The 13,208-nt window shown below is 67.4% G+C and carries 11 protein-coding genes and 2 pseudogenes; all 13 read left to right on the forward strand.

Features of this window, described 5'->3' with window-relative positions:
- Positions 1–527 precede the first annotated feature (527 nt).
- The 13 genes and pseudogenes from CCZ27_RS01170 to CCZ27_RS01225 all read left to right on the forward strand — a co-directional run bounded on the left by CCZ27_RS01170 (position 528) and on the right by CCZ27_RS01225 (position 13,206).
- Positions 528–917, forward strand: coding sequence for an ATPase (locus CCZ27_RS01170; RefSeq protein WP_096444984.1), 390 nt, complete (start codon positions 528–530; stop codon positions 915–917).
- A 200-nt stretch (positions 918–1,117) separates the two neighbouring features.
- A complete protein-coding gene (locus CCZ27_RS01175) occupies positions 1,118–2,569 on the forward strand; it encodes an ATP-binding protein (protein WP_096444985.1) in 1,452 nt (483 codons plus the stop codon).
- Positions 2,545–2,910: a class I adenylate-forming enzyme family protein gene (locus CCZ27_RS01180; RefSeq protein ID WP_232516517.1), complete on the forward strand. Its 366-nt coding sequence runs from the start codon at positions 2,545–2,547 to the stop codon at positions 2,908–2,910. Before CCZ27_RS01175 ends, CCZ27_RS01180 begins: the two co-directional genes overlap by 25 nt.
- Before the next feature lie 449 nt (positions 2,911–3,359).
- Positions 3,360–3,812: pseudogene (locus CCZ27_RS24675) on the forward strand (Tar ligand binding domain-containing protein); the annotation flags it as partial.
- Between the two features lie 316 nt (positions 3,813–4,128).
- Positions 4,129–4,215, forward strand: a pseudogene (locus CCZ27_RS24680) (hypothetical protein); the annotation flags it as partial.
- Positions 4,216–4,413: 198 nt separating this feature from the next.
- Positions 4,414–5,118 carry a methyl-accepting chemotaxis protein gene (locus tag CCZ27_RS01190; protein WP_443081562.1) on the forward strand — a complete coding sequence of 235 codons (705 nt, stop codon included), beginning with the start codon at positions 4,414–4,416 and terminating at the stop codon, positions 5,116–5,118.
- Positions 5,119–5,503: 385 nt separating this feature from the next.
- Positions 5,504–6,733 carry a CaiB/BaiF CoA transferase family protein gene (locus tag CCZ27_RS01195; RefSeq protein ID WP_096444988.1) on the forward strand — a complete coding sequence of 410 codons (1,230 nt, stop codon included), beginning with the start codon at positions 5,504–5,506 and terminating at the stop codon, positions 6,731–6,733.
- Positions 6,734–6,895: 162 nt separating this feature from the next.
- Positions 6,896–8,053 carry a serine hydrolase domain-containing protein gene (locus CCZ27_RS01200; protein ID WP_096444989.1) on the forward strand — a complete coding sequence of 386 codons (1,158 nt, stop codon included), beginning with the start codon at positions 6,896–6,898 and terminating at the stop codon, positions 8,051–8,053.
- A gap of 26 nt (positions 8,054–8,079) precedes the next feature.
- Positions 8,080–8,469 carry a Zn-ribbon domain-containing OB-fold protein gene (locus CCZ27_RS01205; RefSeq protein WP_096444990.1) on the forward strand — a complete coding sequence of 130 codons (390 nt, stop codon included), beginning with the start codon at positions 8,080–8,082 and terminating at the stop codon, positions 8,467–8,469.
- 12 nt (positions 8,470–8,481) lie between these two features.
- Complete coding sequence (locus CCZ27_RS01210; protein WP_096444991.1) at positions 8,482–9,633, forward strand: thiolase family protein; 1,152 nt, start codon at positions 8,482–8,484, stop codon at positions 9,631–9,633.
- Between the two features lie 35 nt (positions 9,634–9,668).
- Positions 9,669–10,568 (forward strand): MDR family oxidoreductase, encoded by a 900-nt coding sequence (locus CCZ27_RS01215; protein ID WP_232516520.1) that lies wholly within the window; start codon positions 9,669–9,671, stop codon positions 10,566–10,568.
- 119 nt (positions 10,569–10,687) lie between these two features.
- Positions 10,688–12,241 (forward strand): class I adenylate-forming enzyme family protein, encoded by a 1,554-nt coding sequence (locus CCZ27_RS01220; RefSeq protein WP_096452043.1) that lies wholly within the window; start codon positions 10,688–10,690, stop codon positions 12,239–12,241.
- A gap of 50 nt (positions 12,242–12,291) precedes the next feature.
- Positions 12,292–13,206 (forward strand): SDR family NAD(P)-dependent oxidoreductase, encoded by a 915-nt coding sequence (locus tag CCZ27_RS01225; RefSeq protein ID WP_096444992.1) that lies wholly within the window; start codon positions 12,292–12,294, stop codon positions 13,204–13,206.
- Positions 13,207–13,208: the final 2 nt, after the last annotated feature.

A 13,208-nucleotide genomic window follows, 5' to 3' on the forward strand; every position in this document is an offset into this window, starting at 1 on the left:
GCGGGTGCTGTCTCCACCTCAGGATCTAGCGACGAGGCGTCCAAGCCATTTAACAGTAGCCTTTTCAACCGCACAGCCCAAGCCGGGAACAGGCGCAATCGCTGCGCCGACCACCCGCCTCCCGATTCGACACATTCTCGAATCCGGGAACGTCTTGCATCCCATTCCCGCATGACGCGCATCCAGCGCGATCCGATGCTGGCTTCATGCGTTGCTGATCCGTCAGCACCATGCCAGCGGCTCGGGTCTCGGAGCCGCCGCGGATCCTCCCGCGCGACCCGCCAATCCGCCCGCATCGCCCCCGCGGATGAGTGCCTCCGGGCGCCGATGCCATTTCCTTCCGTCCACGCCTCGGGATGTCACTTCATCCCGAGCGGGTGGGGTACGCCCCTGGCCTCAGCAGGAGTACCTCATGGATACCCATCCCAGCCAACGGCGCACCCCCGATGCGCCCTCCGACTGCACCCGATGCGCCGTACCGGCGCCGGTTCCAGGCCATTCCGCCCGAGCGACCGGAGGTCATCACCATGACCGATAAGTCGCACGTCTCATTGGAGCAACGGGTCTGCCTAGTCTGCGGCACTCCCTTCGATACCGGCAACATCCTGCTCGACAAGCGTCTGCGCGCAAGCCTGGCACACCGCACGACGACAGGCTGGGGCCTGTGCCCCGAGCATCAGAAGCTGTCCGATGACGGCTTCGTCGCCCTGGTCGAATGCGATCCGCAGCGCAGCGGCTTGCCGCGTGACCGGCTGAAGCCGGAACAGGCGTACCGAACGGGTCGCGTGGCCCATCTAAAACGCGAGGCATTCGCCGCCGTGTTCAACGTATCGATCCCGGCCGATCAGCCCTGCGTCTTCGTCGAGCCCGGCGTCATCGAACACCTGCAGGCGATGGTGGCACCGCCGCCGGACTGAGCGCCCGGCGAAACCGTCCGATACGCCATGCGCCGTCCCCGCGAACCGCGGGGCGACGCATGGCTCCGGCCGCCGAGCCTCCGACCTCCTCCCCTGCCCCGCCGCCGCCCCGCTGCGGTGGCCTCGCTTCCGCTCGCCATGCGGCGGGTTTCCGCGTTCCTGCGCCTTGCCGGCGCCGACACTTTTCCAAGGAGCTTTTCATGAGTCTCATCCGTCTCAAGACCAATCAGCATCGGCTGATCGCCAACCTGCGGCACGCCTTCACCCCGCATTCCATGCTCGGCGAACTGCTGCAGAACGCCCGACGGGCCAAGGCCAGCCACATCCACGTCATCGCCGATGGCAACACCCTCATCGTCAGCGACGACGGCATCGGCATTGCCGACCTGCAATCGCTGATCCACATCGCCGAGTCCGGCTGGGACCCGGCATTGCAGGCGCGCGAGAACGCCTTCGGCCTGGGCGTACTGTCCACGCTGTACTTCGCCGAGCGCCTGTCCGTGCATTCGGGCAGTCAGTCCTTCCGTGCATCGACCGCGGCCATCATCCGCGGCGACGACATCGAGGTGCGCCACGCGCCGCCGCTCACCGGCACCGAGATCCGGCTCGACGGCGTGCAGTCCCCGCAAGCGGGCCTCGGCCTGTCGGAATGGATCGGGCAGCGATTGGAACGACTGTGCGAAGCCTTCCCGGTTCGCGTGTCCTTCAACGGTACCGAGCTCGCCCGCCCGCTGGCGGACGCTTCCCTGCCCTGGCGGGACACGCCCATGGGCCGGGTCCTGCTCGATCTGTCCAGCTCACCGAAACACTGGCGCTGCTTTCTCCAGGGATTGCCCATCGGGCGCGTACCCACTTTCGATCCTTCCGCGTATCAGGTGATCCTGCTGCGTGACGACATCATCGCCCGGCTGCCAGACCGCCAGTACCTGCTCAACGAGGAGGACGACCACCGGCGCATCCAGGCCGCCATCGACGGCGCCTACCGGCAAGCCCTGATCGAGGCCAAGGAAAGCCTGTCCGGCCGCGAATTCGTCGAGTTGTATGCGGAGACCTGCCTGTCTTCGTCGAATGCCGACCTGCTCAACGACATCCCGTTCGCACTGTGCGAATGGTTCCGCAACTGGGAAGGCAATCCCCCCGGATACTATCGATACAGGGAGTGGTATCCGCTCGATGGAATCGCAACCCGCGCCGCACTACAGGAAGTCGGCGTCTGGTGCATCGAAAGCGACCGGGACGATGAGCCCACCGCAGAGGTCTATCTCCAAGCCCGTCAGACCTTCCTGTTGGAAGAGCCTCGCCTCCACGCCGCACACTGGCTCATGCACCTGGCCAGGACCCTCACACCGGACCAGGTGCGCGTCCGGCACGGCCCGATCCTCCACACCGAAGACTGGCCCGAGTTGGCCGAGCGCCTCGCCGAACTGGTTCTGGTCGAAACACTCGGCGTCAGCCTCGAAGGCGAGCGCGACGCGTATCCGGTGGTGGCCGTACGCAAGGGGGACACGCTCTACCTGACCCCAGCGGCCGACGCCGACGACGCCACGCGGCTCATCTGCGACTACGTGTTCGACGAATGCTACCGCGAGGAGCGCAAGGACGAAGACGCGCAGACCTTGACGTCGGTGTGCTCGATGCCGACGGTTTTCTGACGCTGCTGGATCGCAGCAAGGACCTGGTGGTCAGCGGCGGCACGAATATTTACCCGCGCGAGGTGGAAGAAGCCTTGCTGACCCACCCCGCAGTGCACGAGGTATCGGTCATCGGCCGGCCCGATGCGGAGTGGGGCGAAGTGGTAGTGGCCTACGTGGTTCGCCGCGGCGTGGTGGATGAGAGGGAGCTCGATGCCCATTGCCTGCAGCACATCGCCCGCTTCAAGCGGCCCAAGCACTACCGCTTCGTCGATGAGCTGCCGAAGAACAACTACGGCAAGGTACTGAAGACCGCATTGCGCGAACTCGATGCCCGGGAAGCACGGCCTCAGGGGGGATGACCCGGCGCGCTGCGCCGGGGATATCCATACGCCTATCGATAGGTGACGACGACTGCTCCGCAGGCCCGTATCACTCTTCGAGCGTCAAGGAAGAGGTGTCCAAGATGAAGAGGAAGATGAAGCCGCTTCGAATCGTGATCGTGGTGGTTTTTGTCGCCGCGCTGACCGCCGTGGGGCTCGAATTCGGCGTCTCCCGCGATCAGGCTGCATCGACGTTCGCGGTGGCCTACACCGTGCCGCCCATGTCGTGGGATGTGTTTGGGGCCCACGGATCGCGTTGAACATTCGCTGCCGGGCACCATCTGGCGCTCGTCTCCTGGCGAGCCGGCCTTGGATGCCCTTGCCGGATCGCCGATGCGGCTGTCACCGCAGCAGAGCACGGGGAGTGCGGGCAGGGCGTGCCGCCGCGGGCGATGTGATTCAAACAGAATGAGGGTCGCGTATTGCGGATGACGGCAGGTAGCACCGATCTCCGGCAGTTTGCCCCGACACCTTTCAAAGGAGAACACGTGCGCCGCCTTTCGGTTCGATTCAAACTCTACCTCCTTGGCCTGTGCTCGGTCGTGTTGCTTGTCCTCGTCGGCGTATGCGGGTGGCTGGGCGTTCAGCGTGTCGCCGATGCGCTGCACGGCATCAGCGACCGGAGCGTGCCGGCGATCAGTGCGCTCGCGACCCTGCATACCGCCCGCTTCGAGGTTTCGCGGGCGATGCAGGACGGGGTTGCCTTTCGCCCCGAACAGTACGACGTGGCGCCCGGGGACCATCAATTCCTGGAGGAGGCGAACGGCAGCTTCACGTATTTTCTGGAGCAGGCGAGGAACGCAAGCGCCGCCGCTGAAGAAGCCTACGAGCGCTACGATCTGCTTCCCAAGACGCCGCGCGAGGCGGAACTGTGGAATCAGGTCAAGGCAAGCTGGCCCGAATACCAGTCCGCTGATGCGGAACAGTTCCAGCGCATGGAGGCGGTGGCGAAGGCAGTGAGCTGGGGGGCGGTGCTGAACGATTTCGCGTCCTTTGCCACGGGCACCCAGTTCTGGAACGACACCGTGAGCCGGATGATGCCGATCCTGGCGGAACTGCGCCAACTGAACGCGGAGGCCGCCGACCGGATGCGGCAGGAGGGCGACGGCGGTCACCGGTGCCGTTCGGACGACGCTCGCCATCGTCGCCGTGGCGGTGTTGCTGCTCAGCGTACTGGGGCTGACCGTTACACGAAACGTGATCGATACGCTCAACGAGATCCGCAACGCGATCCAGCGGGTTGCGCGAAGCAACGACTTCACCGTGCGCGCCGCGGTCTCGGGCCAGGACGAAGCAGCCCAGGCTGCCGCCGCCTTCAACCAGCTCCTCGACCACGTGCAGCAGTCCCTGCGGGAGGTCATGGACAACGCCCAGGCCGTGGGCCGGGCGGTGCGCCAGGTCTTCGACGTGTCACAGCAGGTCGCCGATGCGTCGGGCACGCAGAACGAAGCGGCCGCTGCGGTCGCTGCGGCCGTCGAGCAGATGACTGCCGGTATCAGCCATGTCGCAACCAATACGCGGGAGGTGCTGGAGCGTTCCGAACAGGCGCGCAGCGCCGCCAATTCGGGGGCCGACAGCGTCGCCAGGACCGCAAGGGAGATCGACCTGGTGGCACGCGAGATCACCCAGGCGGGCGACTCGGTGGATGCCCTGGGCCGCGAGTCGGAGAACATCTCGGCCATTCTGGGCGTGATCAAGGATGTTGCCGATCAGACCAATCTGCTGGCGCTCAATGCGGCCATCGAGGCCGCCCGCGCCGGCGAGCAGGGCCGCGGTTTCGCGGTGGTGGCCGACGAGGTGCGCAAGCTGGCCGAGCGTACCGCCGCTTCTGCCCAGGAAATCGGGGTGATGGTGGACGCCATGCAGAACTCCGTGCGCAGTGCGGTGGGCAACGTGAGTGCGGTGGTGGCGCGCGCGGACGGGACGCGCGCGCTGTCGGAGGAAACCGCTGGGCGCATCCACCTGATCCGCGACAACGCCGGCCTCGTCGCAACCGCGGTGAACGACGTCTCGGCGGCGCTCACCGAACAGGATCGCGCCACCCAGGACATCGCCCGGCGGGTCGAGGCCATCGCCCGCATGAGCGAGGAGAACTGCGCCGCCAGCACACAGGCCGCGGCCGTGTCGGAGGAACTCGACAGGGCCGCGAACGCCTTGCGTGCGACGGTTGCGCGCTTCACGGTCTAAGGGCCGGCCCTTTCAAGACCTTTCCCGTGAGTATTCCTGCAACCCTTTGATGAGCAAAGAGCCTTCTCTCTCCCGTGAGGGGAGAGCGCCTCACGGCCGCGATTCTAGCGGCGTCGCGCCGGTAGCCACACCGCTCGCGCCGGCGCGCTTGAGCGCCTGCTCGATCTTTACCTTCGGCCCCCATCGGGTGTTCGGAACGCGGGCACTATTCAGATAGAGCCAGCTCCGCGGCCCCCCCGGAAAGAGACATCTTCCCGGATGCCGCAGGCGCCGCCCATGGCCTGTCACGGTGGACGGGGACTGACGCCGGGGCCGTCCACCGGCCACATTCTCCCCGTGGCGCGTCCTGCGAAGCAGGTCGCCGCCGTATACATGGAGATGCAGAATGGGCGCAATCAACGCCGAGCTTCCCGCGCCTGCCGGGACCCTGCCCCTGGCCGGGGTGCGAGTAATAGAGATGGGTTCGCTGATCGCCGGCCCTTACGCCGCCGCGCTGCTGGCGCAGTTCGGCGCGGAAGTGATCAAGATCGAGCCGCCCGGCGACGGCGACCCGCTGCGCAAGTGGCGCAAGCTGCACAAGGACGGTACGTCCCTGTGGTGGTACTGCCAGAGCCGCAACAAGAAGTCGGTCACGCTGGACATGCGGCGCGAGGAGGGCCGCGAGATCGTGCGTCGCCTCGCGGCTTCGGCCGACATCGTCATCGAGAACTTCCGCCCCGGCACGCTGGAGAAGTGGGGCCTGGGCTGGTCCGATCTGTCGGCCCTGAACCCGAAGCTGATCATGGTGCGTGTCTCCGGGTATGGCCAGACGGGGCCGTACCGCGACCGCCCCGGATTCGCCGCGGTGGCCGAGTGCATGGGCGGGCTGCGCCACGTGACGGGCTACCCGGACCGTCCGCCAGTGCGCACGGGGGTGAGCCTCGGCGACACGCTGGCCTCCCTCTACGGCACGATCGGCGCCCTCGTGGCGATGCACCACCTCAAGGCGAACGGCGGGCAGGGCCAGTACATCGACGTAGCCCTGTACGAATCCGTCTTCGCCGTAATGGAGAGCCTGATCCCGGAATACGGCGCCACGGGCTTCGTCCGCGAGCGCAGCGGATCGAGCATGCCGGGCATCTCGCCCACCAATACCTATCGTTGCCGGGACGGCGAGTACGTGGCGATCGCCGGCAACGGCGACGCGATCTTCAGGCGCCTGATGCAGGCCATCGGCCGTGACGACCTGGCCGAGGATCCGGCGCTGGCGCGCAACGACGGCCGCGTGCAGCAAAACGACATGCTCGACGAGGTGATCGGCGCATGGTGCGCGGCGCGGCCACTGAACGAAGTACTCGACGCGCTCGACGCCGCCCAGGTGCCGGTCGGGCGCGTCTACTCCGCCGCAGACATCGCTGCCGATCCGCACTATCGGGCGCGCGGCATGATCGAGCGTCACCCGCTCCCCGACGCCACACCGGTGGACCTCCCCGGCATCGTGCCCAAGCTCTCGGCCACGCCGGGCCGTACGCGCTGGGTCGGCCCGCTGCTGGGCGAACACACCCACGAGGTGCTCGCGGCCCTGGGTGTGGACGACGAAGCATTTGCGAAGCTGCGCGCCGAAGGCGTCGTCTGACGGACATCGACGGATGGGTGGCGGTCCGGGCCAGCTGTACCAAACGGCAGGGACAGACCGCCACAAGGACGGCGTCCTACCATGCATCCATCGCCATCTCCGCTTCCGCGCCGCTGCAGTTGCCGTGCGCCGAAAGCCCAAGCCTTTGAGGAATTCAGGGAAATGTGCCCGACCCAGTCCAAATCATCATCCCTCGTGCAGGACACGATCGACAGCCTGATCGAGCAGGGCCGCGAAATCGGCGTGCAGGTCGCCGCCTATCTCGATGGCGAACTGGTGGTCGATGTCTGGGGCGGCCTTGCCGACCCCGGCACGGGCCGCAAGGTGGATGGCGATACGCTGTTCAACATGTTCTCCGTGACCAAGCCGCTGGCCGCCACGGCGCTGCACATGCTGGTCGATCGCGGGCGTGTGCGTTACGACGCCCCGGTCGCCGAGTACTGGTCCGAATATGCCCAGAAGGGCAAGGAGCGCACCACGGTGCGCGACGTGCTGACCCATCGCGCCGGCGTGCCGCAGATGCCGGCGGGCGTCACGCCCGAGCTGATGTGTGACTGGGACTGGATGACCACGCACATCGCCGAGCTTGTTCCGCTTGCGCCGCCGGGGGAGAAGGCGCTCTACCTGTCGATGACCTTCGGCTGGATCGTCGGCGAAATCGTGCGCCGCGCCGATCCGCAGCATCGCTCGCTGGGGCGTTTCGTCCGTGAGGAGATCGCCGGGCCGCTGAATGCGCCGGATCTGTGGATCGGTCTGCCCGACGAGCAGGTGCATCGCGTCGCCAAACTGGTCAATGCCGCACCGCCGATTCCGCCGGAATACCTGCCGCCGCTGTATACCGCATCCATGCCGCCGCAGGTCGATCTGATCCCGGAGGTCTTCGAGCGGCCGGACGTGCGCCGCGCCGAGATCGCCGGGGTCGGCGGCATCTTCACTGCACGCAGTAACGCGCGCTTCTGGGCGATGTTGGCACAGGGCGGCGAGCTCGATGGGGTGAGGCTGCTGTCCGAGGAACTGGTCGCAACCTTCAGCACGCCGCGGCGGGCCAGCGACGAACCCGATCCGGTGATGTTCGGGATGCCGCTTCCGCTGGGCATCGCGGGGTTCTGGCTGGGCGGCGAGCAACCGCCGGTCGCGGCTGCGAAACACTCTCGGGCGATCTGCCACCCGGGCGCCGGCAACTCGATCGGATTCGCTGATCCCAAGACCCGGCTCGCGGTCGCCATCACACACAACCGGATGTTCATGCCGCGTACGCGCGAAGAGGACACCGCGCTGATCATCGCCGACGCGGTTCGCGCCCAGCTCGGCATCGACTGATTTTTCACCAGAGACTGCACTGAACCATGGCTGCCACAGATATCGCCATTCCCCCGCTGCGTCCCGCAGCGGACTACCAGGCCTTCCTCGACGAAGGGAAGTTCATGCTGCTCAAGCCGCGCAAGGGCGGCGCCCCGTTCTTCTATCCGCGCTTGGCTGCGCCCAGGACGGGTGATCGCGATCTCGAGTGGGTGCCGGCCAGCGGGCGCGGCACGGTGTACTCGGTGACCATCGTCTCGCAGAAGCCGCCGGCGCCGAACCACAACGTCGTGCTGGTCGATCTGGAAGAGGGTCCCCGCCTGATGTCGCGCGTGATCGGCATCGAGCCCACAGCGGTGCGCATCGGCATGGCCGTCAAGGCCAAGATCGAGCAGGTCGATGGCCAGGGCGTGCTTTTCTTCGAACCAGCGGAATAAAGGGAGAACGACATGACTGGATTTCCGCGCGGCAAGACGGCGATCGTCGGCTCGGCCACTTACGGTATCGGTGAAGCGCCTGGACTGGAGTCGATCGATCTCGCGGCCCAGGCCGGCCTGTTGGCACTGGATGATGCCGGCATCGGACTGGAGGAGGTGGACGGCCTGTTCGTGTGCCTGCCCGACGACATGATCTCGGGCCTGAGCCTCGCCGAGTACTACGGCATCCACCCCCGCATCACCGACAACAACCGCACCGGCGGTTCCGCCTTTCTGACCTACGTCGCCGCGGCGGCGCTGGCGCTGGAGGCCGGAGAGTGCGATGTGGCGCTGATCACCTATGGCAGCAACCAGCGCAGCCGGACCGGCAAGCTCGTTGCGGCGGCGGCCCACACGCGGTGGGAAGCGCCCTACAAGCCGGCCTTCGCGGTGAGCAGTTATGCACTGGCGGCCGCACGGCACATGCACCAGTTCGGCACCACCCGCGAGCAGCTCGCCGAGGTGGCGGTGTCGGCGCGCGCCTGGGCCAATCTCAACCCCGAAGCCTTCATGAAAGGGCCACTGTCCATCGAGGACGTGATGGCGGCCCGGATGGTCTCGAGCCCGCTCGGTGTGCGCGACTGCTGCCTGGTCACCGACGGCGCCGCCGCCGTGGTCATGACCCGCGCCGACCGTGCCAAGGACCACGCCAAGCGTCCTGCCTACGTGCTGGGCGCGGCGGCCGAGACCACTCACCGCGACATTGCCTCGATGCCCGATCTGACCGTGACCGGCGCCGCGCGCTCGGGTGCCCGCGCCTATGCCCAGGCCGGCGTCGGCGCCAAGGACATCGACCTCGTCCAGCTCTACGACGCGTTCTCGATCAACACCATCCTGTTCCTTGAAGACCTGGGTTTTTGCCCCAAGGGCGAAGGTGGCGCCTTCGTGCAGGGCGGGCGCATCGCACCGGGCGGCGAACTGCCGGTGAATACCAACGGCGGTGGCCTGTCCTGCGTGCATCCCGGCATGTACAGCCTGTTCACCCTGGTGGAGGCGGTGCGCCAGATGTCGGGCGTCTGCGGCGAGCGGCAGATCAAGGATGTCGAACTGGCGCTGTGCCACGGCAACGGCGGCTCGCTGTCGAGCCAGGCGACGGTCATCCTCGGCAGTGAAGCGACGCTCTGATCCACGTTTTTTCCTATCCGCGAGAGGTTCGATCCATGTCCGAAACATTCACCGCACTGGTCATCGAGGATGTCGATGGCAAACCGAAGGCCGTCTTCAAGCAGCAGAACCTGGCAGAGCTGCCGGACCTGGACGTGCTGGTCGAGGTTGCGTTCTCGACCCTGAACTACAAGGACGGCCTGGCGGTCTCGGGCAAACAGAAGATCGCGCGCAAGCCCCCGCTGACCGGCGGCATCGACCTCGCCGGCACGGTGGTCGAGTCGCGCAACCCGGCCTGGAAGAAGGGCGACCGGGTGGTCGTCAACGGCTGGGGCCTGTCTGAGTTGCACAACGGCGGGTATACGCGCTATCAGCGCGTCAAGGCGGAATGGCTGGTACCGCTGCCGGAAAAGCTGAGCTTCGAGCAGGCCATGGCGATCGGCACGGCGGGCTATACGGCCGCGCTGTGCGTGGATGCGCTGGAACGCTGGGGCGCGATCCAGCCCGGCGCCGACGAGGTGCTGGTGACCGGCGCCGCCGGCGGAGTGGGGTCGGTGGCGATCGCCCTGCTGTCCCAGGCCGGGTACAAGGTCACCGCTTCCACCGGGCGGCCCGACACGCATGATTACCTGCGGGACCTGGGTGCGAGCGCGTTCATCGACCGGGCCGAACTCCAGCAGAAGGGCGCGCCCCTGCAGAAGGAACGCTGGGCGGGCGCCGTGGATTCGGTGGGTAGCGCCACGCTGGTCAACGTGCTCAGCCAGACGGTCTACGGCGGCGCGGTGGCGGCCTGCGGATTGGCTGGCGGCGCCGACCTGCCGGGGACCGTGCTGCCGCACATCCTGCGCAGCGTGGCGCTGCTCGGGGTGGACTCCGTCATGGCCCCGCCGGGAAGCGCCAGGCGGCGTGGGCACGCCTGGCGCGTGACCTCGACCTGGGCAAGCTGGACAGGATGACGCGGGTCGAACCCATGTCGCGTCTGCCCGAACTGGCCGAGGAGATCCTTGCCGGCCGGATTCGCGGTCGCGTCGTCATCGACGTCACGCGCTGAACGAAAATGCCCCGGAAGCGCGCGATGACGCCGCCGCGACTCTCCCTGCCGGCCCGCGATCTGCCGCTCGACGGGGTCTTCGAAACCTTCGCCGATGTGATGGAGGCTGCGGCTGCGCGTTTCCCTGCGTGCGAGGCATATGTCCAGGGGGCGCGGCGACTGTCCTTCAGTGACTGGTACCGCGACGCTGATGGCCTGGCGGGCGCACTGCAGGCCCACGGCGTGAGGCAGGGCGACGTGGTGCTGATCGCGCTCGATTCTTCGATCGAATTCGCTACCGCGTGTGCCGGAGCACTATTGCTGGGCGCCGTGGCCAGTGGCGTGAATACCCGCCTGGGGCCGCAGGAGATCGGTGGGATCATCGCAGGCAGCGGGGCGAAGGCGTTGATCGCAGAAGACAGCGCAGCCGTGCCGGCGGACGTTCCGCTGGTGATCCGTCGCGCGGCGCTGCCGGAACTGTGCCGGCAGCCCCCGTTGGGGCGGCGCAGGCCCCGCGTCCGGGGCAGCGATCCGGCCATCATCGTCTGGACCAGCGGTACCACCGGCCAGCCCAAGGGGGCGTGGTTCGACCATCGCAATCTCGAAGCGGCCATCTTCACGGCGGGGCCGATGGCCGCGCCCTTCGACCGGCGTCTGGTGTCCACGCCGTTCGCCCACGCCGGTTACATGACCAAGCTGTGGGAGCAGCTCGCCTTCGTGATGACCAACGTGATTTCGCCCGCGTCCTGGAATGCGCGCGACATGCTGCGGCTGATCGCCGAGGAGAAGATCACCTGGGTGGGCGCGGTGCCGACCCAGTGGGCGAAGCTGATGGCCTTGCCCGAGGTGAGGGAGGCGGATTTTTCCACTCTGCGCATCGCCGCGTCGGCCACGGCGCCGATGCCGGCGGATCTTGCCGAGCGCGTTACCCGGACGCTCGGCTGCCCGCTCATCGTGCGCTATGCGTCGACCGAGTCGCCGTCCATGACCGGAACGGTGCCGGGCGACGACCCGGAGACGCTGTTCCATACGGTGGGGCTGCCTCAGCTCGGCGTCGAGCTGCGCATCGTCGATGACCGGGGCGTGCCGGTGGCCGACGGGGATATCGGCGTCGTGCAGGTCCGCTCGCCGGTGGTCATGCGTGGCTACTGGCGCGACGAAGAGGCCACCCGGGCGGTGTTGGCGCCCGACGGCTGGTTCAGCAGCGGGGATCTGGGGCGTTTCGATGACGACGGCAACCTCGTGCTCGTCGGACGCCGCGACGACATGTACATCCGTGGCGGCTACAACGTGTATCCGACCGAGGTCGAGCGCGTGCTCGCCGAGCATCCGGACGTCGGGCAGGTGGTCATCGTGGGCATGCCGGCGCCCGTCATCGGCGAGATCGGTGTCGCTTTCGTGGTGCCGGCGGACCGCTCGCGCCCGCCCTCGCTGGATGCATTGCGCGCCTGGTGCAGGGAAAGGCTGGCCGACTACAAAACGCCGGATCGTCTGGAGATCGTGGAGGCGCTGCCGCTCACGGCGATGATGAAGATCGACAAGCGGGCGCTGCGTGCGGTCGTAGGGGTCGAATCGGGAAGCGGAGTGACGCTGCAGTGACCGGCGTCGGGCCGCATCGAAGTTTGGGACTACTAATCGATAGGTGAGCAATGTCTGGAATTCTGCAAGGTAAGGTTGCGCTGGTGACGGGGGCGGGCCACGGCATCGGCCGCGGTCATGCGCTGGAACTGGCCAAACAGGGCGCCAAGGTCGTGGTCAACGATCTCGGCGGTTCCGCCAAGGGCGAGGGCTCGGGCCGCGTCGCCGAAGAGGTGTGCGAGATCATCCGCGCCCGCGGCGGTGAGGCGGTGCCCGATTTCGGCGACGTCGGCGACGAGGCGCAGGTCGAGGCGATGGTGCAGCGTGCCATCGACAGCTTCGGCAGGCTCGACATCCTGGTGAACAACGCCGGCATCGTGCGCGACAAGGCCATCTGGAACATGGGCGCGGACGATTTCGACCTGGTGATGCGCGTCCATCTGCGCGGCACCTGGCTTACCTGCCGCGCGGCGGCCCGCTACTGGCGCGAGCGCGCCAAGGCCGAGGGCGGCAAGGTCTACGGCCGGATCATCAACACCACGTCGGGCGCGGGCCTGCTCGGCAACTTCGGCCAGTCCAACTACGCGACCGCGAAGGCCGCGACCGTGGGGCTCACGCTCACGCTCAGCGTCGAACTGGCCTCGATCGGCGTGACCGTCAATGCGGTTGGCCCGGGTGGCCTGACACGCTTGTCGGCGGGCGACAAGGCGCTCAAGGAAGCGGACCAATACGCCGAGGACGAGTGGGAGCCGCTCGGCCCCAAGGTCAGCTCGCCGCTCGTCGCCTGGCTGGCCAGCGAGGAGGCGGGCTACGTGTCGGGGCAGGTGATCCGCGCGATCCGCGACAAGATCTACTGGATGCATGGCTGGACGGAGGCCAGGACGATCTCCAACGGCAACAAGCCCTGGAAGGCCGAGGAACTCGGCAAGCGTTTCGGTACCGAGGTCTTCGGCGTGCGTGCCGCCGGCCTCAGCCTCGGAGGCTGAGC

It is taken from the genome of Thauera sp. K11, from assembly GCF_002354895.1.
In the GTDB taxonomy this organism is placed as follows: domain Bacteria; phylum Pseudomonadota; class Gammaproteobacteria; order Burkholderiales; family Rhodocyclaceae; genus Thauera; species Thauera sinica.

Bases quoted from the DNA above. Each gene is read 5' to 3' on its own strand.
- CCZ27_RS01170 (WP_096444984.1), top strand. From the start codon at position 528: ATGACCGATAAGTCGCACGTCTCATTGGAGCAACGGGTCTGCCTAGTC.
- CCZ27_RS01175 (WP_096444985.1), top strand. From the start codon at position 1,118: ATGAGTCTCATCCGTCTCAAGACCAATCAGCATCGGCTGATCGCCAAC.
- CCZ27_RS01190 (WP_443081562.1), top strand. From the start codon at position 4,414: ATGACTGCCGGTATCAGCCATGTCGCAACCAATACGCGGGAGGTGCTG.
- CCZ27_RS01195 (WP_096444988.1), top strand. From the start codon at position 5,504: ATGGGCGCAATCAACGCCGAGCTTCCCGCGCCTGCCGGGACCCTGCCC.
- CCZ27_RS01200 (WP_096444989.1), top strand. From the start codon at position 6,896: ATGTGCCCGACCCAGTCCAAATCATCATCCCTCGTGCAGGACACGATC.
- CCZ27_RS01205 (WP_096444990.1), top strand. From the start codon at position 8,080: ATGGCTGCCACAGATATCGCCATTCCCCCGCTGCGTCCCGCAGCGGAC.
- CCZ27_RS01210 (WP_096444991.1), top strand. From the start codon at position 8,482: ATGACTGGATTTCCGCGCGGCAAGACGGCGATCGTCGGCTCGGCCACT.
- CCZ27_RS01215 (WP_232516520.1), top strand. From the start codon at position 9,669: ATGTCCGAAACATTCACCGCACTGGTCATCGAGGATGTCGATGGCAAA.
- CCZ27_RS01220 (WP_096452043.1), top strand. From the start codon at position 10,688: ATGACGCCGCCGCGACTCTCCCTGCCGGCCCGCGATCTGCCGCTCGAC.
- CCZ27_RS01225 (WP_096444992.1), top strand. From the start codon at position 12,292: ATGTCTGGAATTCTGCAAGGTAAGGTTGCGCTGGTGACGGGGGCGGGC.